Source organism: Marinomonas sp. 5E14-1, assembly GCF_039939215.1.
In the GTDB taxonomy this organism is placed as follows: Bacteria; Pseudomonadota; Gammaproteobacteria; order Pseudomonadales; family Marinomonadaceae; genus Marinomonas.
This window is the reverse complement of the sequence record NZ_JBDXMW010000001.1, coordinates 206,966-228,050: the sequence shown is the minus strand read 5'-3', so window position 1 is coordinate 228,050 and position 21,085 is coordinate 206,966. Positions and strand designations below refer to the sequence as shown.

Below are 21,085 nucleotides of genomic sequence, written 5' to 3'. Positions count from 1 at the left end.
AAGCTTATATTTTTTATTTGGACTAAATTTTACAAGCGCCGCCTGCACAATCATCGATGTCTTCTTGCTTGTCTTCCGCACCATCCCTTGTGTTGTGATAGTAAAGCGTTTTCACACCGAGTTTATAGGCGGTGAGAAGGTCTTTTAAGATCACTTTCATTGGGACCTTTTGTGATTCAAACTTCTGAGGATCATAGTTTGTGTTCGCAGAAATTGCTTGGTCGACGAATTTTTGCATGATGCCAACAAGCTGTAAGTAGCCGTCGTTTGATGGAATAGTCCACAACAGCTCGTAGTTGTCTTTCAGCTTTTCAAACTCAGGGACAACTTGCTTCAAAATGCCGTCTTTACTGGCTTTAACAGAAACGAATCCGCGTGGTGGTTCAATACCATTTGTCGCATTACTGATTTGCGAAGACGTTTCTGATGGCATTAAGGCTGTTAAGGTTGAGTTACGTAGACCATGTTCAACGATCTCACTGCGCAAAGTTTCCCAGTCGTAATAAAGCTCAGAAGGGCAAATGTTGTCGATTTCTTTTTTGTAGCTATCGATTGGCAAAATGCCTTTCGCATAGGTTGTTTCATTAAACGCTAAGCAAGGGCCAAACTCTTTTGATAGCTTGTTAGACGCTTTCAATAAGAAATATTGAATGGCCTCGAACGTTTTGTGAGTTAACTCGTTTGCGCTACCGTCTGAATATTTAACGCCATTTTTCGCGAGGTAGTAAGCATAGTTGATAACACCAACACCTAAGGTACGGCGCAATTCAGTGGCACGTTGCGCCGCAGGAATTGGGTAGTTTTGATAATCCAATAGGCTGTCTAGTGCGCGAACGATTAATTCAGCTAATTCTTCTAATTCGTCTAGGTTTTCCAATGCGCCTAGATTGAAAGCAGAAAGAGTACAAAGTGCAATCTCGCCTTCAGGATCATTGATGCTATCTAGAGGTTTCGTCGGCAATGCAATTTCTAAACATAGGTTACTTTGCTTAACTGGTGCCACCGCCGGATCGAATGGGCTGTGAGTATTACAGTGGTCGACGTTTTGAAGGTAAATACGACCTGTACTAGCACGCTCAGAAGCGAACAAAGTAAATAGCTCAGTGGCTTTGATGGTTTGCTTGCGAATAGAATCATCTTGTTCATACATGGTGTATAGACGATCAAACTCTTCTTGGTCCGCAAAGAAAGCGTCGTAAAGACCAGGCACGTCAGAAGGACTAAACAAGGTAATGTTGCCGCCTTTGATCAAACGCTGATACATTAAACGGTTAAATTGCACACCGTAATCAAGGTGACGAACACGGTTCTCCTCAACACCTCGGTTGTTTTTAAGCACTAATAAGCTTTCCACTTCCAAGTGCCAGATTGGATAGAAGACAGTCGCTGCACCACCACGAACACCACCTTGAGAACAGCTTTTAACCGCTGTTTGGAAATGCTTGTAAAATGGAATACAACCTGTGTGGAAAGCTTCGCCACCGCGAATGGTACTACCAAGAGCACGAATCGCACCGGCGTTTACACCGATACCCGCACGCTGACTCACATATTTAACGATGGCACTGGAAGTGGCGTTGATCGAATCTAGAGAGTCACCACATTCAATCAATACACAACTACTGAATTGACGAGTCGGTGTGCGAATGCCGGACATGATTGGTGTCGGTAAAGAAATCTTAAATTGAGAAACTGCGTCATAAAAACGACGAATCAAGTCCAAACGCTGTGCTTTGTCATATTTTGCAAATAGACAAGCAGCAACAAGAATATAAATAAACTGTGGGCTTTCATAGATTTCGCCAGTGACTCGGTTTTGTACTAAATATTTACCTTCTAATTGCTTAACTGCAGCGTAAGAGAAGTTCATATCACGAGAATGATCAATGATATCGTTTAACTGGTTGAAGTCTTCTTCAGTGTAATCTTCAAGTAAATGAGCGTCGTAGCGGTTTTGTTTAACTAAGTTTGCTACATGCTCATAAAGATGTGGTGGTTCAAAATCACCGAATGCTTTTTTGCGTAAATGGAAGATGGCTAAGCGAGCTGCAAGATACTGATAATCTGGTGTGTTTTCAGAGATTAAGTCGGCAGCGGATTTGATTAAAGTTTCATGTATATCTGTGGTTCGAATGCCTTCGAAGAATTGGATTTGTGCTTTTAATTCCACTTGAGAAACAGAGACATTATCTAAACCTTCAGCGGCCCACATGATGACTTTATGAATCTTTTCGAGATCGATACTTTCGGTCTTTCCGTTACGCTTAGTAACTGTGAGAGTGCTCATGCCTTAACTTCCCATTTAGTGCATTGTTGAAAAAAGAGGTGCTTTACTCTATCTAGTGTGTCTTTTCGAAGTGAAGCACTATATGTAGTGTTTTTCTTCAAGTCTGTGATGAACAATAGTGTGCAATGAATGTAAAATCAAGACTTGAAAACCCAGTAAAAATGAGAATTAAATAAAGGCTAAGTGCTCACTCACTTGCCCTGCCACAAAAAGTATAAAGTTGGCGATTGGCAAGATCATAAAAGAGTTTTTATCTATTTTTTTATGTATTTTTTTGCTAAATAAATGAACCTTTAATGCGCACAAAAAACGATCAAGAAAACTGCAAAAGCACCATTTTGAATCCAGCAACTAAGGCAAATAAAAACACCTGGTGACCAAGGTAAATTGGTAATGCATAACGGCCTAAAAGTGCCAATATTCTAGTGAGTATTATTTTAGGGGGCTGGCATTTATGAAGCTTTAGATAGGCGAATAAGGGGCCAAGAAGGACAACGCCAATCCATGGGAAAGGAAAGACGATATCAAGTGTTCTTTGTGGAAGGTCTAGAAAATTCGTTATAGTGCTGAAAGCATTTGGAAAGGTTAAATAATGTGTGGTGTGATAAATTAGTAGAATAATGGTGCCAGTTGCTGCAGATGCAATAGGCCACTTTACCAATGGCCGAGTTAATAATGAGGCAATGAAAATGAAATGCAGTATGCCAAAATAGATCCATTGATCTGGGGCTGCAAGATAGGTTGCTAGAGAAATAGCGGAAGCTGCAATGAACAGCTTAATGTCTCGTTTCCAGAATAACCAATAATTGTCTTTTTTAAAGGTTAGGTAGCTTGACCAACCAACCGCTGTCAGAAATAGGGTAAGAATTAGACTTCTAAAATACACCCAGAAAGGGTCATAAATTGAATATTCTAGGAAGCCAAAATGCCGTAAATCCCAACAAAAGTGAAATACCATCATTAACAGAACGGCTAAACCACGATAAGCATCTAAAAAATCACTGCGTTTTACTAACGCGTTCGCTGGGGAAGGTTGCATTGAAATCCAAGGTAATGAGTTAAATGGAAGCCAAGCCATCATACCGATACTCATTTTCTAGCTCAAGCTTACCAAACCTGATGTCTGAGCTTAAATTGCACCTGCCTTGGCAAAGAGAGGTTTTGTCTATGTTTGGACGAGATGTACCTGTCCCAAGGCTGGTGGCTTTTGTTGCGAATAAAGGTATTTGTTATCGTTACTCTGGAAAAGATCATCACGGAGCTGGTTGGCCTGCATGGTTATTGCCAATAAAAGCAGAAGCTGAGGCTTTGTCCCAGCAACCCTTTAACTCTGTATTGCTGAACTGGTATCGGGACGGCGAGGAATATATGGGGTGGCATTCTGATAGTGAAAAGGTATTAGGACCAGCACCTATTGTTGCTATGTTGAGTCTTGGAGCGACGCGGGACTTTTTGTTTCGACTGAAAGCCGATCATAAAACCAAACATAGTATGGAGCTAGAGCATAGCAGTTGGCTAATTATGGGAACGTCAACGCAAGTATTGTGGCAACACTCATTGCCTGTTAGAAAAAGAATCAAAGAAGAGCGGATAAGTTTAACTTTCCGGCTCTTACTTTGATTGTTGTGGCGCTAGTGGAAATACGAACCTTAAGGAAAGAGCTTTGATTAAGGAGCCTTGCGTGTTCGTATCCAGTTATCGTCTTTAGATGTATAGCAAATGCGGTCATGTAAGCGACTTGGGCGGCCTTGCCAGAACTCAATGAACCTTGGCTTTAAAACATAACCGCCCCAATTATCTGGGCAAGGCACATCTTGACCATCAAAGGTTTGTTCCTCTTCATTAAAAGCATTTTGCAGGGTTGATCTGTTAGGGATTACAGTACTTTGTTGTGATGTTCTTGCGGCAAGCTGGCTGCCGCGAGGGCGACTTGCAAAGTAGGTTTCAGATACATCACGAGACACTTTTTCAATTGTCCCTTCAATGCGTATTTGGCGAGACAGAGCAGGCCAGAAAAAAGTCATGTTGGCTTTGTTGCTCTGATCAAGCTGTTGACCTTTTTCACTGCTGTAATTAGTAAAGAAGGAAAAGCCTGATTCATTACGTTGTTTTAAAAGAACAATGCGAGAGTGTGGCCAACCGTCTTTATCTACTGTACTTAACGTCATGGCGGTTGGGTCATCTGGACAAGCTTCAATGGCTTTTTCTAGCCAAGTATCAAAAAGCGTTAAAGGATCACTGCCTGCTTGATCTTCTAAGAGGTCTTCGAATTGATAGTCTCGTCGAATAGAGTGGAGATCTCTGTTCATAATTAAATCCGGTAAGTAGAGGTTGTCATGACTTTGGATACTTGCGTCATAATAGCCATAACAGGTTGTGGAAATTCATAACCGCCAGCATCTAATGCTGCTTCTTTGTGTTTGGCTTCATCTATGTGCATTTGTGTTAAAACTGCCTTGCTTTTTTCATCTTGCGCGGGCAATGCTTGCATGTGCTTTTGTAGATGCACGCACACTTGGTCTTCCGTTGCAGCGACAAACCCCAAACTTAATTTATCACTGATAAGTCCTGCGCCTGCGCCAATCATAAAGGACGCACTGTAGAATAAAGGGTTTAACAAACTTGGTCTGCTCTGTAAGTCATAAAGGCGTTGCTCGCACCACACAAGATGATCGATTTCTTCATCCGCTGCGTGTTCCATTTCTTTACGAACCGCCTCTAGCTTGGCTGTAGTCGCTTGCCCAGCGTAGAGCGCTTGAGCACATACTTCACCAGTATGGTTTATGCGCATTAACCCCGAAGCATGTTTGCGTTCATCAGAAGTCAATTCTGCTTCGGCAATTTGGCTAGCAGGAGAAACACGAGAAGCTTTCGCAGCATGAGGAACCAGTGTTTGTAGTGCTCGATCAAATTGTAATACGGCTTTGTCTAGAAAAGAGATCACTTTGATTTCCTCTTAATTAGCCTGGAGGCCATGTCATTTGGCGGCCGCCCAGTACATGCATGTGTATATGGTAAACAGTTTGTCCGCCCATCTCATTGCAGTTCATGGCAACACGATAGCCTTCTTCACTGATACCCTTTTGTTTTGCTACTTTGGCTGCGGTTATTTGCAGCTTACCTACAACGGCGGCATCGTCATCCGTTAAATCATTTAGGGTGCTGATGTGGCGTTTAGGTATAACAAGAAAATGAGTAGGCGCCTGCGGCATAATGTCTTCAAATGCAATGACGTCATCGTCTTCATATAATACGGTTGCTGGAATATCCCCGTTCACTATTTTACAAAATAAACAATCCATACCATTTCCTTTCATCTGTATTATTCAGAGTTCATTTACTGGCATCAAGGCGTTTTGTTCAAAGTCTTGATGCGTGACAAAGAGGTGTTCTTTAATCTGTCGCCTTTTTGAATTAAACGAGAGAGCATTGCTTTAAATTGGCTGTCTAATTCCGAACAAGGAAGTATCTCATCAAAGCCAAGCTTTTTGGCATAATCAGGTGACATTTTAATATTGTTGCTGATGAGTAGGCATTGATCTTCTATGTTCATCAAAGGCAATAACCTTTGCTGTGTGATGTGAGGGATGTGTCCACCATTATCAAACACCAAAATAATCAGGCCAGATGTTCTTTGTTTTGATTGGTTTAGGTGATCCAGCAGAGATTCTAGCGTGGCAAAATGCTCTATTTTGTTTTGATAGTTTTGTAATAGCGTGAGTGTTTTTTGCAGATCATTGTCTTCTTGCCCAAGTAAAATAATATCAAAATGGCTTTGTTGCTCGCTTCTATGAGCCAAACTGCGAATATGGGATTGAGTTGGAATTTGGATATTAATGCGATTGGTTTGGTCGTTGTCAGATAAGTGGCATTCTCCATTTAGATATTGCACTAATAGCTCGATATAGCCTGAGCCAAAATCGAAACTGGCGGTTTGAGTACTGGCTCTAGTCGGCAATGGAGAACACTCAATTTCCAGTAAAGTAATGCCTTCTCGGTTTACATCATGATGAGTGATGCTAATGGTCAGCGTTTGGTTGGTGAAATGCTTAAACTCTTCGGCCAACACTTCAATAAGGTGCTGCAGTACTTGTGCATTGTTTAAGATTTCAACCCTGTCTGTTTTGTTGGTGTTTATTTCAATGAGCGCACTGTCTTGGTCAATGCGTTGGAAATTGTGATGAGCGTTATCAATAAGCTGGTTGAGTGATACAGGCGTCGTTTGCTCAAAGGCAGTTTTGTCTTCAAGATCACTTAGGTAATCGATACGGGTAATCAAACTTTTCAAATTGTTGTTTGCTGTCTGGGTACTTGCGATGAGTAATTTTGTGTCTGGAGAGACTGCAGCTTGTTCTAGATGCGTAATTCCGCCACCGATAATATTGATTTGGCGACGTAAACGGCTAGAAAGATCCGATAAAAGATCAAATATTTCATCTTGAGAGTGTTTGGCTTTATAAATATGAGGTTGGAATAAGGATGATTTCTGAGAAATTATTCCTGTAAAGTGGATCAATGTCTCGATGATAATGGTGATGGATAACCCCCACTCTAATAATTTTGCACTGGGAATAAGTCCATAAACTGACATGATCCAAGATAAATGACCGATTAATAGAATGGAGCGAGCAGCAAGGTAGTAGCCAGAAAATGGAATTTTCTTGATGCAAGAGACAATCGCGTGACATGTTAATGTTGAAATTGTCACGACAGCCATGATCGACAGAATAACAATGTTCATCGACTCTGGGGCCGTAGAGAAAATAATAGCGAAGAAAGCATTTAACGAACCTATTACGAGTAAGACTTTGTCTAACATCGGAAGGTGCTGTTTGGTATCAAGATAGAGTCGAGAAAAGAATACAATCGTACTAAGGCAAAGGAAAGAAGATAGATTGTATATGCGTTCTTGCATCCCAGTTTTATTAGGAAAGAACTGAGATATTTGGCCGTGGAGAGCCAAGTGTAAGATGATGATAGAGACAAGTAACCCCGCATAAATTAAATACATCAGATTGCGAGATTGGATGTAGAAAAAGATATTGCAAATAAACAACGCTAACAAAACACCAATCAGTACACCTGTGAATATAAAGTCTTTTTGAGAGTCTGAGCTTAATTTCGATAAGGTTTTAAGCTCTATTTGGGCATTCACAGGAAGGTGAGAAGACAGTTTGAAATAGACGGTAAAAACCGCTGGTGTGTTGATTGGCAAGGTGAATAAGTACTTCGCCGATTTGATAGCTTTACTGTTGTAGGTGTGAGCGCTGCCGAATTCTGCCTGTATTTGATTGTCATATAGTGTTGGCAAAAAGATTTCTAAATTTTGGATTCTTGGGGAATTCACTTCTAAAACAATAGGAATGTTGGTTGTTGTTCGAATGGCTATATCGGAGCGAATCCAAATATTACCTTCAACTATGCCAAGCTGGAGAAAGCTGCGATTGATGGGGCGAAATTGTTTGGCGTATTCGCTTGATTGTATTTCATCAAAGGAAATCGTTTTGTTTTTGTCGATGAAGAAGAAACCGCTTTCCGCGATATTGAAAGTGTTGTTGTCGTCATCAATGATGGCAACGTCACTTGCTCCCCAAGTAAAGTTGGAGACGACAATTAAAAAGAGTAAAATTAACCGAGAAAACAAAACGATAGCCTATGCCCGTCAAAAAGAAGGTGTAAGTTATCATTATTAACTAGATAGGGGATCGAATGCTATATCCAATTTTGGTGGAATATTACGTTTGGTTTAGTTTACTGTTGTTAGCGGTTACTTGGTTTACACGACAATCAAAACCTAAAACCCGAACGAACCTCATATATGGTTATGGAATGGTCGCAGTACTTGGCTTCGTGTTGGCGTTTGATTGGGTCGCTGGAATTGTTTTTGGTCTGATTGTGCTTGAGCTTGGGCGTTTACTTCGCGCTTGGTTGAATAAGAAAGAAGCGCAATTAAAAAAGTAATAAAAGAAAGATATAGGGGTAGTAATTCTTATTAAGCGATAGTGCTTCGTATTATAAATAGTTGATAGTTTTATTGTATCGATTTTATAAAAAATATAGCTTTTACTGTTTTTTTGGGTTTGATTAATATTCTAGCTACAAACTTAGTAGGAGTAATGAAATGCGAGACTTAATCACTATCATGGGACAACGATTTTCAGGTTTGCTGCGTAGACATCGTACCTCTCAAGAGGTCAGCTGTAATTATGGAGATAATTACTATGGTGACAAAAAGTGCTGTCCAGGGCGAAAATAAAACTTGATGGTCTTTTATTTATCTTGCGTTGATAGTGTAAGGGAATGGCATTGTGCAGCCTCAATCCTTTAAAAAATTGATACTGCACAATGTATGAAGATAGAATTTTAGAAGTTAAGTTCTACACGAGGTTGACTGCTTTTTGATAGATCAACTTCTGGGGAGCAGATTAAAATACGAGAAGAACTAATGCCTTTCTCCACCAAAAAACCTTTTAAGTTATCCGCACGTTCCTGAGCCAAATTAAGTGCTAGTGCTTTCATTTTATCGTTTAATTCTGCTGGTGGCTTCTCGAACCCTAAGTCTAGATAACTTGTAACGCCACAGGCTTTTAATTGGCTCTCTTGTTTGTCTTTCATTAATGCAACTAACTGTTCTAAAAATGTATCTTGCGAGCTATTTAATTGAATCTCTTCAGCTGTGAAAATAAGAGGTTCTACACGTACTTTAAGCAATTGTTCTCCGGCAAACTGTGCAATGGTGATGACGTTTGCATAAGGAATGAAGGTTTGCATTAGGTAGTTGCTTGATACTTTATAAAGAGCGGCGCGCACTGGTTGAACGAGAAAGCTTTTCCAGCCGAACTCTGGATTATTAACATTGCCAGAAAGCGGTATGTCTAAGTCAATGTTGTCATCGCTGTCTTTTAATATGCCCACTGCGATATTGAGAGGCACAGCACCTGCCTTGATAACGGAATTGCTTTCTTGGCGTCCACCAAGGTTAAACTGTCTGAGTAAAACATGAGAGTTGCCATCTAATACGCCATTGTCTGCATCTAGTTTTAAATCTAAATTCAACTGCCCTGAGTCAATCTGATAGCCAAGTGCATTGGCGATATAGGACGAGTAAGGTGGTAATTCAGCTTCTTTAACTACCAATGTACTTTGCATAGTGAGCGCATCTGCAAGTGGCCAAATCGTAATGTTACTGTCGAGTGTTGAGTACTTCCCATTACGCGCTTTTAAAGACAACACCGTTGCTTGCTCTTTATCTTGTGTATTTAGATCACGTAAAGAGAGAGTGTCTATATTCAGAGTGCGTTGTAACGCTGGTTTAATACTTTGATCTTGCACATGAACAGCTGACTCACCCGTGATGTCAAATGACTTTAGAGCGACATAATAGGGGGCTTTGAATGCCGGTTCTTGTTCGGCGTTTGGTGTGTTTTCTATGGCGTGTTGAGCGTCTGAGGCTTTTGGTGATCCAGAACCCTGCAAAGATGCCTGAGGTATGGTGTTTGATGCTGTCTCTGAGTCTTGCTCTTCTTGGAAAACGAGGTTTGCCAATGCCTTATTTGAGCTGATAATCGTATTTACTTTCACGGTGTCTGAGATAATGGAATCGATGCTCACACCTTTGGAATCTGCTTTGATATTTTGTACTTGAATTTTGCCCACATAAGTTAAGGCTGGTAGCGCTTTTTGGCTTTCTCCTGATGCTGTTAATGCCTCAGAAAATGTTAAATTATCCACACCGAATAAATCTAATGCGACGTCAAATACTTCACCCTTTTGAGTGAAAGACAATCCATTGAAGCCCGTTTTGTCAAATGAAGCGATACGCTTGTCATCTGTTAAGAAACTATCGAAAGATGTACTTTCAAACTGCAGGTTGGTGCCAATAATAGAAGGCGCTTGTTGGCTGTCTATATCAGCATTGATTTGTTCTGCGGTTAATGAAACTGTCTCAATGGACACTTTCTTATCTTCTTCAAAGGAGCCTTTTAATCCTTGAATATTAATACTGAGTTGATTGTTTTGGGCGGTAAGTAAGCCGTCATTCATTTCAACAGACAGAGCGTTTTCGAAATCAAATGACTCATAACTGGCGATGATATCTTCTTGATTAAAAGAAGTGTTTTGTGACTTAAGGGTAATATTCGCTGTGGCTTTTAATTTCTCAGCAGACGAAAATTGAATAGTGGATTGGCTGATAGACAGCGCAGTCGATTTTGTTTGAACCCTTTCTCCGTTATTCAGGCTGAGGTCTAGGTCTTCTATAACTGAGTTCAATACAAGCTGCTTTATTTCAATGAAGGGTTCATTGTTTACTTGGGTTTGCTCTAACTGGAGTTGCCCATCTAGGCTCAGCTTCCCTATCGTTTTATTGTAAGGCTCTGGAATAAAGTTTTGGAAACTATCGATAGGTAAAAGAGTGTCTTCAATTTTTACATCTAGGCTTGTTTCCTCAGGAGAATAATCAAATAAGCTGCTTACTGAAAAGCGAGCTTGATTGACTAATGCAGATAGGCTGATTTCTCCATTCCAGCTTTTTCCTTGTCCAGAAAGGTCTTTTACAGTCAGCTTCTTCAAAGTAAAGCTATCTAATTGAGCTGGTGTCTTCGGATTGAGTTGACGTGAAAGATAGAGTTGGCTGTCTGTGAAAGAGAAAGTAGGTAAGTTAATAGACCATGGAGCGCTGTTTTCGGAAGGAGTTTCTTTAACGGCAGGCTCTTTTTCTTCTGCTTCCTCTGCAAAGTATTGAGATGTATTGATACCCGCTACGATCCAGTCTTTTTCTTGCTGAGCCAGTGTAACCTGGAAACCATCAATACTGGCTTCTGATATGCGAACAGTACGAGCGAGTAGAGGCCAAATTCTCACTTCAAATGTTGCGTGTTTTAAAGATAAGGTTTCCTGCTGTTGCTTTGTCACAACAAGGTTCTTTATATCAATTTTTGGAGGGAAAAAATCGACAGAGATCGTATCGACAGACGCTTCTTCACCTTGTTCTTGGAAGAAGGTTGTTAGGTAGTGTTTTGCTATAAAAGGAGTCGCAATCCAGATTAGGATGACGATGATAACTAAGACTGAAAAAGGAAAAAAGATAAAGTTCCGAAAGTGTCGGCGAGTCATTATTTCGTGGCCTTTAGATAAAAAAATATGGTTCAGTATAGGCGTATTTTCTAGTCACTGAAGATTAAAAAAACAGCTTAATAGATTAAAGGTTTTCTTCTTTATCTTCTACTGAATTAGATGGTAAAGATTCTGTACGTAAAGGCATTCTTAGCAAATAAATACTGACACAGATGCCGATAAAGATAAGCCCCATCGTAGCCCAAAAGCGCCAAACAAGAGTGATAGAAATCGCCATGCCTGCCCACATAAAAATAATCGCACGGTTTCTGGAGCGTTTCGGAATGCCATCAGAGGATTGCCAATCTTTTACGATTGGGCCAAAAAACTTATGGTTGAGTAACCAAGCATGGAATCGGTCGGAGGATTTTGAAAAACACCAAGCGGCGAGTAACACCAAAGGGGTTGTTGGCAGTAGTGGCAAGAAAATACCAATAATACCAGTGATTAAGGAAAGCCACCCTAACATCAAATATAAAATTCGCTTTCCTGTCATATTGTTAACTCATCATCTGAATAAAAAACGAACCCTAGCTTGATGAAAGGAATAAAGTTCGTTTTCAGTGTGTCTTATTTTCCTGAGTGGAAAATAGACGCCATATCATCTTCTGTTTCATTGGCAATCAATGGCCATCCACCAAGTTGCTTCCAGCGGTTAACCATGTCACAAAATAATTCAGCTGTTTTTTCTGTATCGTATTTAGCCGAGTGTGCTTCGGAGTTGCTAAATGGAATTGATGCAACTTCACAGGCTTTTGCCAAGACAGTTTGTCCAAATACTAAGCCTGCCAAACTGGCTGTGTCAAAGCTAGAAAACGGATGAAAAGGATTGCGCTTTATTTCAGCACGTTCAATGGCTGCATTTAAAAAACCGTGATCAAAAGCAGCATTGTGACCTACTAAAATGGCACGTTTGCAACCTGAAGATTTGAGCTCCTTACGAACTTTAGAAAACATTTGTGATAATGCTTCCTGCTCGGTAATGTCTTCTCTTCCTGGTGCAAAAGGGTCGATGCCCGTAAAATCTAAGGCTGACTTTTCTAAGTTGGCACCTTCAAAAGGTTTAATAATATACTCTAAGGTTTCATGGATATAAAAATCGCCATTTTCATCCATTCTTAGGATACTGGCAGCCATTTCTAATAAAGCATCAGTTTTTTGATTAAAGCCTGCGGTTTCTACGTCGATAACAATAGGTAGATAACCTCGGAATCGATCTTTAATTTCGTGGTTTGACAAAAGAAGGTCCTTAATTCTGCCGCTTGATGAACAATGACGGTATATAATAGGATCGAATCATAACACATTTGATAATGCTTGAACGAGACGTCTCAATGGGAATTACCCAACAACTTCTAATTCGTACTGTATTTACGCTAACAGCTTGTTTGCCGTTTGGGCAAGTGAGCGCATTAACACATTATCAATCTGGCATTACGGATTCTGAGTGGCTGTTATCAGGGGATATATTTTCTTGCAGTTTAACGCATCCCGTACCTCATTATGGTGAAGGGCACTTTATAAAAGAAGCTGGAGAGCCGATGAAATTTATCCTGCAGCCGCAAAATGAGAAGTTAGGCCCAGGCCAAGTGTACATTATCTCTCAAGCACCGAGTTGGTCTCCTGGAGTGAAGCCTGAAACCTTAGAAATTCTACCTTATCCAGGTTATGGTCTAACGGTTGAGGTGGGTGGTAAAGTAGCGGAAAGAATGCTCACCAGTTTGGATCGAGGTCGTCATCCTATTGTGGCTGGAACCGCATGGGAAAATAACCGAGAAACTGTTGAGGTAGGGTTGTCGAATATCAACTTTGCTCCAGCCTACAATGAATTTCGTCGTTGCTTGTCTGGTTTACTGCCTGTTAACTATGACCAAATCGCAAGAACAGCGGCATTATTTCCTGTTAATGGTGTGGATCTAACGGAGCGAATAAAAGCCCGTTTAGATTTAGTTGCTTTGTATGTGTCTTCTGACTCTAGTGTGGAATACATCTATATTGATGGTCATACGGATTTAATCGGTTCTCGCCGAGATAACCGTGAACTATCCAAATTGAGAGCGGAAAAAGTAACGGCTTATTTGCTCGATAAAGGCGTTCCAGCGGCAAAAATAGTTTCTCGTTATCATGGTGAGCGTTATCCATCTGCTTCGAATAATACGGCTCAGGGCAGAGAGCGAAATCGACGAGTAACGATTCGTTTGGAAAAATCTGAAAGTAACTGATTCCGTTATATCAACAAATAATCAAAAGGCCTTGTTTGACTCAATTTTATGAGGGAAGCAAGGCTTTTTACTTGCTAAGCAAGAACCGAAATCTTACACTTACAGCCCATTTTATAAATCATTTGCGCCGCCATGAACTGGTTTTAAAGCATTGGTGTGGGAGCGCAAGCCCGTTTAGGAGAATAGAGATAATGTCTGACGTGAAGAAGGTAGTGCTTGCCTATTCAGGCGGCCTGGATACTTCCGTAATCGTGAAGTGGCTTCAAGAAGAGTATAACTGTGAAGTGGTTACTTTTACCGCTGATTTGGGTCAGGGTGAAGAGGTTGAACCAGCTCGCGCTAAAGCTCAAGCGTTGGGTATTAAGGAAATCTACATCGAAGATTTGCGTGAAGAATTTGTCCGCGATTTCGTTTTTCCTATGTTCCGCGCCAACACAATTTACGAAGGTGAATACTTACTTGGTACTTCTATTGCTCGTCCATTAATCGCTAAGCGTTTGATTGAAATTGCGAACGAAACGGGCGCAGATGCTATTTCTCATGGCGCGACAGGTAAAGGTAACGACCAAGTACGCTTTGAACTTGGTGCTTACGCATTGAAACCAGGCGTGCAAGTGATTGCTCCTTGGCGCGAATGGGATCTTACCTCTCGTGAGACTTTAATGGCGTACTGTGAAGAGCATAAAATCCCAGTCGATTTCTCGACGAAGAAGAAAAAGTCGCCTTACTCCATGGACGCAAACTTACTGCATATCTCTTTTGAAGGTGATCAATTAGAAGACCCTTGGACTGAGCCAGAAGATGACATGTGGCGTTGGTCTGTGTCTCCAGAAGAGGCACCAAATGAAGCGACTTATATTGAGATTGGCTACGAAAAAGGTGATCCAGTTTCTTTGAATGGTGAAGCTTTATCGCCAGCAACTATGCTAGAAACATTGAACAAAATTGGTGGTGCGAACGGTATTGGCCGTGTAGACATTGTAGAAAACCGTTTTGTTGGTATGAAAGCGCGTGGTTGTTACGAAACACCGGGCGGCACTATCATGATGAAAGCGCACCGCGCGATTGAATCCATCACGTTGGATCGTGAAGCAATGCATCTGAAAGATGAAATGATGCCGCGTTACGCAAAAATCATTTACAACGGCTTCTGGTGGTCTGAAGAGCGCCGCATGATGCAAGCCTTGATTGACGCATCTCAAACTTACGTAAACGGTACTGTCCGCCTTAAGCTATATAAAGGTAACGTAACCGTTGTTGGTCGCCAATCTGACAACAGCTTGTTTGATAGCTCTATTGCAACGTTTGAAGACGACGCGGGCGCTTATGACCAAAAAGACGCAGCAGGCTTCATTAAACTAAATGCATTGCGTATGCGTATTGCCGCTCAAAAAGGCCGTGGCTTTTTAGACAGCGATAAATAAGCAAACACGCTTCTTTAAAAACGCTCCATTCTTCAGAATGGGGCGTTTTTTTATTGGCGTTGTCTGGTTGATTTCTGGAGAGAAATAAATGTTTGTTCAATCGGTCAGAAATTTATACAATCGAAGCGCGCTATGTTGATGGCATGCTATCCAGTACGGTAGATAATAGGTTCACTCTTAAGTAATCCCTGAGGGAAATATGACAATTTATAACTTTGGTTCTATTAATTTAGATCATCTTTACCAACTGGACCATTTTGTGCGCCCAGGTGAAACCATGGCGTCAGATAGTTATCAGTGTCTATTGGGTGGTAAGGGTGCGAACCAATCCGTAGCATTAGCAAAAGCGGGCGCAGAGGTGAAGCATGTTGGTGCTATTCATTCTGCTGACCAGTTTATTTTGAGCCAATTACAAGAATACGGTGTGAATGTTGAGTTGGTTGAGTCTATTGATACGCCAACGGGGCACGCGATTATTCAGTTAACCAAAGCGGCTGAAAACTCGATTATTTTGTACCAAGGCGCGAATCATTGTTTTGAAAAAGCGTGTATTGACCGTATTTTAGATCAGGCTTTGCAAGACGATTGGGTGTTATTGCAAAACGAAACCAACCTTGTTGATTACATTATTAAGCAAGCGCACAGCAAAGGTTTGAAAGTGGCGTTTAATCCCGCGCCAATGGACGCTGAATTAACCAAAGTCGTTTTGCCTTATGTGACTTTATTGATTGTAAACGAAGTGGAAGCCATGGATTTAGCAGGTGTGGACTCAATAGACGCTGCAACGAAAGCCTTGCCAGAACAATACCCAGAATTAACGGTTTTGATGACGTTAGGCAGTGATGGCGTACGCTATTTTGACCGTGGTGAAAACCTTTATGTGCCAGCGTTTAAAGTCGACGCGCAAGACACAACCGCGGCAGGTGATACCTTTATTGGTTTTACACTGTCCGCCATTTTATCTGGTACTGAGACAGAAAAAGCTATGCAACGAGGCTGTGCCGCTTCGGCTTTGTGCGTGACTCGTATTGGCGCTATGGTTGCGATCCCAGATTCCAGTGAAGTAGATGGCTTTCTGTCTACTCATAACTAACACAGACTCAAACGACTCAGTCGTTTATGACAGACAATGATCGAGGATTTTTAATATGGCTCGTAAAATTATTATTGATACGGATCCGGGCATCGATGATGCAATGGCGATCTTTTTTGCTTTTCAAGCGCCGCAACTAGAAGTATTAGGATTAACCACAACCTTTGGTAACGTATCGGTTGATTTGGCCACACAGAACGCCATTACACTAACAGAAATTGCAAAAGTGACCGTGCCGGTTGCAAAAGGGGTTGCTGTGCCTTCTGTCATTGCTCCGCGCCCGCATCCTGATTTTGTTCATGGTAAAGACGGTTTCGGTAATATTGACTGGCCAGCACCAAAAGGCAAAGCCGTTGAGAAAAGCGCTGCGCAATTTATCGTCGACACGGTTCGTGAGTTTCCGGGTGAAGTGACCATTATTGCGCTTGGGCCGTTAGGCAACTTGGCGGAAGCTTTGAAACTCGACCCAGAAGTCGAAAATCTTGTTGATGAAGTGGTTCTTATGGGCGGCACAGCGATTGAATACGGAAACGTTTCGCCTGTTGCAGAAGCCAATATTATGAATGACCCACATGCTGCCGATGCTGTCTTTACGGCGTCTTGGCAAGTGACCATGATTGGTCTAGATGTTACTCATCAGGTTCTATTGGACAACCCAATTCTTGAGCGTATCCGAGAAGCAAACCCAACCGAAGGTGGTTTCTTATACGACTGCGCACAGCATTACATTAACTTCTACAGCAGCCGTTTTGATATGAATGGCTGTTATTTCCATGATGCATCGACGATTGCTTATGTGATGGACCCAAGCATTTTTGGTGTTGAGTTAGGTGCGGTGCGTGTTGCTTGCGAAGGCATCGGTATCGGCCAAACCATTTTTGCACCAGAAGGCATGGATTTCCCAACACCACATTGGAATGATGTTCCTATGACGCAAGTGTGTATGGAAGTCGACAGCGATAGATTATTGAAGTTGTTTGAAACAACCTTGTCGTAATTTTGCTTTAGACACTACATATCGTCGAACTTTTTAAAAGTAACTAGTAAAAGGCATGAGAGCGTGTTCTCATGCCTTTTTTATTATCTGATCCCCAACGCATTTCCCATAGAGAAACCTAAATATGAAATTATTAGTAAGAAATTTGGCTCGTAATACAACAGAAGAAGAGCTTGTTGCTTTGTTCTCAGAGCATGGTATTTTGCAGTCTTGCAGCTTAGTCATGGATAAAGAAACAGGTGAATCCAAAGGATTTGCTTTCGTTGAAATGCCAAAAGTGGGTGAAGCAAAAGCGGCTATTAAAACGCTAAATGGTAAAGAAGTAGATGGCGCTAAGATCCGTGTGAAAAAAGCGGAAGATGCCTCTGCAGCGAAAAGCGATACTGAAGAATAAAGCGAAGTTTATATAAATAAAGGGCTATTCATATAGTCCTTTTTCATTTCTTGCGCCTGTCGTTTTATTGTTAGATTTTTCTAAGAGTGTGCGTCTGCAAACTCTTTAATAAAGCTCATATCTTTGTCTGAAATCGTGTGAAATGCCAATTTAATATAGTGCTTGTCGTGCTCATTAAGTATGTCAGCCAGTGGATCACACAATATTTTAATTTTTGTCATCTTTTCTTCATGGATGGCGTTTAACTCCAACTTCACTATTTTAGAACCTTGTAGCCCATTCAGTGCTTCTATCTCTATTTTCTTTGTTGAAATATGAGTGCAATGAATTGGCATAACAATGCCATTCGTTAAATACAGAGAGCCAGTCCAGAAGCAACGAACGTAAGGAGAGTGAGTTATCGACACTGATTATTTATCCTTTCCTAGATGAAGATCTAACACCATATGGTGTATTCCAGAGGATTATTATAGAGCAAAAAATACTGAGTGTAATGAAGTTAAATTCAATTTAAACAAAGGAAATGAAGAAGCTTTGACTTGATATAAGACTTTGTTATAGAAAGAGAAAATGCTCTATTTAAAAGTAAGCCCATGGATAGGTGGGCTTACTTTTCTGTCGGAATAATTGGCCTTAACCTAGCTTTTGAATGGAATCTCCAAGGGCATTGATCATGCTGTCTATTTCAGACTTTTCTGTTGTAAAAGGTGGTGCTAATTGAATCGTATCAGCACCATAACGGACGTAATAACCTTTGTCCCACATGTCCATGGCGATTTGGAAAGGGCGCTTACCAGCTTCATTATCAACCGGCGCAATCGTGATGCCTGCTGCGAAGCCATAGTTACGAATATCCGTGATAATAGGGCTTGTGTCTTTTAGTTGATGAACACTGTCTTCCCAAAATCCACTCATGTTTTTTACACGCTCTATTAGCCCCTGTTTTTTGAGTTCCCCTAAAGATGCGAGACCTGCAGCACAAGCAATTGGGTGAGCGGCATAAGTGTAGCCGTGAGGGATTTCTAACATGTAATCTGGGCCGCCAGTGTCCATGAAGGTGTCGTAAATTTCTTGCTTAAATGCCACGGCTCCCATTGGGATAACACCATTTGTTACCTGTTTCGCCATGGTGATAACATCTGGCGTGACGCCAAATGCTTCAGAGCCTGTTTTTGCTCCCATTCGCCCAAAAGCTGTGATGACTTCATCGAATATCAACAGGATATTGTGTTGGTCACAGATTTCTCGTAAGCGCTTTAAATAACCTTGTGGTGGGATAATAACACCGCCAGAACCGGACATAGGCTCAACAATGACTGCCGCAATGTTGGAAGCGTCATGCAAAGTAATAAGGTTCACCAAATCTTCAGCACGCTCTTTGCCAAACTCAGACATGCCTTTAGTGAATTCTGTACCTGGAACTTGAGTGTGAGGCAGGTGATAAGATTCTAACCCTTGGCCGTATAAAGTACGGTTCGCTGGAATGCCGCCAACACTGAAGCCAGAAATGCCAGCACCGTGATAGCCTTTTGCACGACCGATGAACTTAGTTTTCGTGCCCATACCTTTCTTGCGCCAATAAGCTCGAGCGACTTTTAAAGCGGTATCGACAGATTCAGAGCCAGACCCTGTAAAAAATATACGGTTCAGACCGTCCGGCATAAATTGTGTGATTTGCTCAGCCAGCAGAAAAGACTTCTCATGACCGAATTGAAATGCAGGAGAGTAATCCAATGTTTTTACTTGCTCAGCAACCGCTTCATTGATAGTAGGAACACTGTGGCCTAAACCGCATGTCCATAAGCCAGACAAACCATCAAATATTTTTCGTCCGTCAAGGTCGGTATAATAATTACCTTCAGCAGCAACAAGAATACGAGGGTCTTTTTTGAATTGACGGTTCCCAGAATAAGACATCCAGTGGGCGTCTAATTGAGCTTGAGTAAGGTTTGGTTTAGCAATATGGCTCATGGCGTTATTCTCTCTAAAGTCGAAATCTATAGACAGAGAATGCCGAGCTGGAAAGGTTTATTAAATTTGTTGTTATTTAAATTTAGATTGGTTTTTAGTTAACTAAGTGAGGGCAAACTACATAACTGTGACGTCAGTGATACTAATGAAGAATTACGTCGAGGTTTTTTCTTTAAACTCGCAAAGATCTTCAATAATGCAGGCGTCACATTTGGGTTTACGTGCTACACAAATGTAACGACCGTGCAAAATCATCCAATGATGCGCGTCTAAAAGAAACTCTTTAGGGACGAATTTCAGCAGCTTCATTTCTACTTCTAAGACGTTTTTTCCCGGTGCCACTTTTGTGCGGTTACCAAAGCGAAAGATGTGCGTATCGACCGCCATAGCTATTTGTCGAAAAGCGGTATTCAATACGACATTGGCGGTTTTACGGCCAACACCGGGTAAGGCTTCCAACTCTTCACGGGTTTCAGGAACAACACTGTTATGCTTTTCAATGAGAATTTTGCAGGTTTTGATGGCGTTTTCTGCTTTGGCATTAAAAAGCCCGATGGTTTTAATGTAGATTTTTAAACCTTCTACACCTAATGCGAGCATTTTTTCTGGGGTATTTGCGACAGGAAAAAGTTTTCTGGTCGCTTTATTAACGCTTACGTCTGTGGCTTGGGCAGAAAACAAAACGGCAATCAAAAGTTCAAAAGGCGAGCTGTATTCTAGCTCGGTCACAGGGTTTGGATTTTCTGCTCGTAAGCGGGAAAAAATTTCGTAGCGCTTTTCTTTGTTCACCTGAAATTGCCTTTCGTTCTGTCCAGATTTTAGCTAACTTGCCCAGTCACACGAACACGTTTGGATTCACTTGGGCCATCTTTGGCTTTTTGTGCGGCAAGGCGTTGTTTTTCTCTCTCATCAAGGTAATTCTTAAAGGCGATAAGTAACCCCAAACCAATGAATGCACCTGGCGGTAAAATTACGAATAAAACATTCGGGTAGTCATCAAAAACCACCCATTTCCAATTGACAGCGATATCACCAAATAGCAACTGCATGTCAGCGAATAACGTACCTTGTCCGATCAGTTCACGCATTGCACCAAGCGCAACAAGAATCACACCGAAACCTAATCCCATCATTAAGCCATCTAATGCCGAAGGTATTATTGGGTTACGACTTGCGAAAGCGTCTGCGCGGCCAAGAATCGCACAATTCGTTACGATCAAAGGGATGAAAATCCCCAGAATCTGATACAGCTCATATGTGTAAGCTTGCATGATTAATTCGATGCAGGTTGTGAAAGAAGCAATAATCATCACGAAAGCAGGTAAGCGAACCGCATCGGCAACATAGTTTCGAATCAAAGAAACCGCAACGTTAGAGCCAACCAATACCACTAAAGTCGCCAGCCCTAAACCTAAAGCGTTAACCACTGTACTGGTCACTGCTAGCATTGGACACAACCCCAATAACTGCACTAAGGCTGGGTTGTTTTTCCAGATGCCGTTGTAAACGATTTCAGCGTAGTTTGTGCTCGGTTTACTGTTATTAACCGCGTCACTTGTGTCTGTTTCAGCGCTCATTTTTTT

General features: G+C 41.4%; 20 protein-coding genes. 7 read left to right on the top strand and 13 right to left on the bottom strand.

What is annotated here, in order from left to right; translation table 11 throughout:
• Positions 1 to 22: 22 nt before the first annotated feature.
• On the bottom strand, positions 23 to 2,287 hold the full coding sequence (gene nrdA / locus ABFY09_RS01055; protein WP_347982437.1) for a class 1a ribonucleoside-diphosphate reductase subunit alpha: 2,265 nt from the start codon (positions 2,285 to 2,287) through the stop codon (positions 23 to 25).
• A gap of 313 nt (positions 2,288 to 2,600) precedes the next feature.
• Complete coding sequence (locus tag ABFY09_RS01050) at positions 2,601 to 3,368, bottom strand: heparan-alpha-glucosaminide N-acetyltransferase (protein WP_347982436.1); 768 nt, start codon at positions 3,366 to 3,368, stop codon at positions 2,601 to 2,603.
• On the opposite strand from ABFY09_RS01050, the gene ABFY09_RS01045 reads away from it, so the two are divergent.
• On the top strand, positions 3,350 to 3,907 hold the full coding sequence (locus tag ABFY09_RS01045; protein ID WP_347982435.1) for an alpha-ketoglutarate-dependent dioxygenase AlkB: 558 nt from the start codon (positions 3,350 to 3,352) through the stop codon (positions 3,905 to 3,907). The genes ABFY09_RS01050 and ABFY09_RS01045 overlap by 19 nt on opposite strands.
• Positions 3,908 to 3,954: 47 nt before the next feature.
• Here the strand turns inward: ABFY09_RS01045 and pdxH are convergent, their stop codons facing one another.
• The 4 genes from pdxH to ABFY09_RS01025 are packed head-to-tail and all read right to left on the bottom strand — an operon-like array spanning position 3,955 to position 7,931.
• The gene (pdxH, locus tag ABFY09_RS01040) at positions 3,955 to 4,596 is read right to left on the bottom strand and encodes a pyridoxamine 5'-phosphate oxidase (RefSeq protein ID WP_347982434.1); all 642 of its coding nucleotides are present in this window, start codon (positions 4,594 to 4,596) and stop codon (positions 3,955 to 3,957) included.
• Positions 4,597 to 4,598: 2 nt separating this feature from the next.
• Positions 4,599 to 5,231 (bottom strand): 2-polyprenyl-3-methyl-6-methoxy-1,4-benzoquinone monooxygenase, encoded by a 633-nt coding sequence (coq7, locus tag ABFY09_RS01035; RefSeq protein WP_347982433.1) that lies wholly within the window; start codon positions 5,229 to 5,231, stop codon positions 4,599 to 4,601.
• 16 nt (positions 5,232 to 5,247) lie between these two features.
• Complete coding sequence (locus ABFY09_RS01030) at positions 5,248 to 5,589, bottom strand: histidine triad nucleotide-binding protein (RefSeq protein ID WP_317004594.1); 342 nt, start codon at positions 5,587 to 5,589, stop codon at positions 5,248 to 5,250.
• Between the two features lie 44 nt (positions 5,590 to 5,633).
• Positions 5,634 to 7,931, bottom strand: coding sequence for a 7TM diverse intracellular signaling domain-containing protein (locus ABFY09_RS01025; protein ID WP_347982432.1), 2,298 nt, complete (start codon positions 7,929 to 7,931; stop codon positions 5,634 to 5,636).
• Between the two features lie 65 nt (positions 7,932 to 7,996).
• On the opposite strand from ABFY09_RS01025, the gene ABFY09_RS01020 reads away from it, so the two are divergent.
• The gene (locus tag ABFY09_RS01020; protein ID WP_347982431.1) at positions 7,997 to 8,248 is read left to right on the top strand and encodes a hypothetical protein; all 252 of its coding nucleotides are present in this window, start codon (positions 7,997 to 7,999) and stop codon (positions 8,246 to 8,248) included.
• Positions 8,249 to 8,650: 402 nt separating this feature from the next.
• Here the strand turns inward: ABFY09_RS01020 and ABFY09_RS01015 are convergent, their stop codons facing one another.
• The 3 genes from ABFY09_RS01015 to rnt all read right to left on the bottom strand — a co-directional run bounded on the left by ABFY09_RS01015 (position 8,651) and on the right by rnt (position 12,640).
• Positions 8,651 to 11,401: a DUF748 domain-containing protein gene (locus ABFY09_RS01015; protein ID WP_347982430.1), complete on the bottom strand. Its 2,751-nt coding sequence runs from the start codon at positions 11,399 to 11,401 to the stop codon at positions 8,651 to 8,653.
• Positions 11,402 to 11,486: 85 nt separating this feature from the next.
• The gene (locus ABFY09_RS01010) at positions 11,487 to 11,897 is read right to left on the bottom strand and encodes a YbaN family protein (RefSeq protein ID WP_347982429.1); all 411 of its coding nucleotides are present in this window, start codon (positions 11,895 to 11,897) and stop codon (positions 11,487 to 11,489) included.
• A gap of 74 nt (positions 11,898 to 11,971) precedes the next feature.
• Entirely contained in the window at positions 11,972 to 12,640 is a 669-nt protein-coding gene (gene rnt, locus ABFY09_RS01005) for a ribonuclease T (RefSeq protein WP_347982428.1), read from the bottom strand.
• A gap of 95 nt (positions 12,641 to 12,735) precedes the next feature.
• Between rnt and ABFY09_RS01000 the strand changes: the two genes are divergently transcribed.
• The 5 genes from ABFY09_RS01000 to ABFY09_RS00980 all read left to right on the top strand — a co-directional run bounded on the left by ABFY09_RS01000 (position 12,736) and on the right by ABFY09_RS00980 (position 17,531).
• A complete protein-coding gene (locus ABFY09_RS01000; RefSeq protein WP_347982427.1) occupies positions 12,736 to 13,623 on the top strand; it encodes an OmpA family protein in 888 nt (295 codons plus the stop codon).
• Positions 13,624 to 13,814: 191 nt separating this feature from the next.
• Entirely contained in the window at positions 13,815 to 15,047 is a 1,233-nt protein-coding gene (locus tag ABFY09_RS00995) for an argininosuccinate synthase (protein WP_347982426.1), read from the top strand.
• A gap of 199 nt (positions 15,048 to 15,246) precedes the next feature.
• Positions 15,247 to 16,140 carry a ribokinase gene (locus ABFY09_RS00990; protein ID WP_347982425.1) on the top strand — a complete coding sequence of 298 codons (894 nt, stop codon included), beginning with the start codon at positions 15,247 to 15,249 and terminating at the stop codon, positions 16,138 to 16,140.
• 55 nt (positions 16,141 to 16,195) lie between these two features.
• Positions 16,196 to 17,137 carry a nucleoside hydrolase gene (locus tag ABFY09_RS00985; RefSeq protein ID WP_347982424.1) on the top strand — a complete coding sequence of 314 codons (942 nt, stop codon included), beginning with the start codon at positions 16,196 to 16,198 and terminating at the stop codon, positions 17,135 to 17,137.
• Between the two features lie 124 nt (positions 17,138 to 17,261).
• Positions 17,262 to 17,531: an RNA-binding protein gene (locus ABFY09_RS00980; protein WP_347982423.1), complete on the top strand. Its 270-nt coding sequence runs from the start codon at positions 17,262 to 17,264 to the stop codon at positions 17,529 to 17,531.
• Positions 17,532 to 17,611: 80 nt separating this feature from the next.
• Here the strand turns inward: ABFY09_RS00980 and ABFY09_RS00975 are convergent, their stop codons facing one another.
• The 4 genes from ABFY09_RS00975 to ABFY09_RS00960 all read right to left on the bottom strand — a co-directional run bounded on the left by ABFY09_RS00975 (position 17,612) and on the right by ABFY09_RS00960 (position 21,079).
• Positions 17,612 to 17,938 (bottom strand): hypothetical protein, encoded by a 327-nt coding sequence (locus tag ABFY09_RS00975; protein WP_347982422.1) that lies wholly within the window; start codon positions 17,936 to 17,938, stop codon positions 17,612 to 17,614.
• Positions 17,939 to 18,164: 226 nt separating this feature from the next.
• Complete coding sequence (locus ABFY09_RS00970; RefSeq protein ID WP_347982421.1) at positions 18,165 to 19,502, bottom strand: aspartate aminotransferase family protein; 1,338 nt, start codon at positions 19,500 to 19,502, stop codon at positions 18,165 to 18,167.
• Between the two features lie 153 nt (positions 19,503 to 19,655).
• Positions 19,656 to 20,291: an endonuclease III gene (gene nth, locus ABFY09_RS00965; RefSeq protein ID WP_347982420.1), complete on the bottom strand. Its 636-nt coding sequence runs from the start codon at positions 20,289 to 20,291 to the stop codon at positions 19,656 to 19,658.
• A gap of 29 nt (positions 20,292 to 20,320) precedes the next feature.
• Entirely contained in the window at positions 20,321 to 21,079 is a 759-nt protein-coding gene (locus ABFY09_RS00960; protein WP_347982419.1) for an electron transport complex subunit E, read from the bottom strand.
• Between the last annotated feature and the right edge of the window lie 6 nt (positions 21,080 to 21,085).

Bases quoted from the DNA above. Each gene is read 5' to 3' on its own strand.
- nrdA (WP_347982437.1), bottom strand. From the start codon at position 2,287: ATGAGCACTCTCACAGTTACTAAGCGTAACGGAAAGACCGAAAGTATC.
- ABFY09_RS01045 (WP_347982435.1), top strand. From the start codon at position 3,350: ATGGAAGCCAAGCCATCATACCGATACTCATTTTCTAGCTCAAGCTTA.
- ABFY09_RS01050 (WP_347982436.1), bottom strand. From the start codon at position 3,368: ATGATGGCTTGGCTTCCATTTAACTCATTACCTTGGATTTCAATGCAA.
- pdxH (WP_347982434.1), bottom strand. From the start codon at position 4,596: ATGAACAGAGATCTCCACTCTATTCGACGAGACTATCAATTCGAAGAC.
- ABFY09_RS01030 (WP_317004594.1), bottom strand. From the start codon at position 5,589: ATGGATTGTTTATTTTGTAAAATAGTGAACGGGGATATTCCAGCAACC.
- ABFY09_RS01020 (WP_347982431.1), top strand. From the start codon at position 7,997: ATGCTATATCCAATTTTGGTGGAATATTACGTTTGGTTTAGTTTACTG.
- ABFY09_RS01015 (WP_347982430.1), bottom strand. From the start codon at position 11,401: ATGACTCGCCGACACTTTCGGAACTTTATCTTTTTTCCTTTTTCAGTC.
- ABFY09_RS01010 (WP_347982429.1), bottom strand. From the start codon at position 11,897: ATGACAGGAAAGCGAATTTTATATTTGATGTTAGGGTGGCTTTCCTTA.
- ABFY09_RS01000 (WP_347982427.1), top strand. From the start codon at position 12,736: ATGGGAATTACCCAACAACTTCTAATTCGTACTGTATTTACGCTAACA.
- ABFY09_RS00995 (WP_347982426.1), top strand. From the start codon at position 13,815: ATGTCTGACGTGAAGAAGGTAGTGCTTGCCTATTCAGGCGGCCTGGAT.
- ABFY09_RS00990 (WP_347982425.1), top strand. From the start codon at position 15,247: ATGACAATTTATAACTTTGGTTCTATTAATTTAGATCATCTTTACCAA.
- ABFY09_RS00985 (WP_347982424.1), top strand. From the start codon at position 16,196: ATGGCTCGTAAAATTATTATTGATACGGATCCGGGCATCGATGATGCA.
- ABFY09_RS00980 (WP_347982423.1), top strand. From the start codon at position 17,262: ATGAAATTATTAGTAAGAAATTTGGCTCGTAATACAACAGAAGAAGAG.
- ABFY09_RS00970 (WP_347982421.1), bottom strand. From the start codon at position 19,502: ATGAGCCATATTGCTAAACCAAACCTTACTCAAGCTCAATTAGACGCC.
- ABFY09_RS00960 (WP_347982419.1), bottom strand. From the start codon at position 21,079: ATGAGCGCTGAAACAGACACAAGTGACGCGGTTAATAACAGTAAACCG.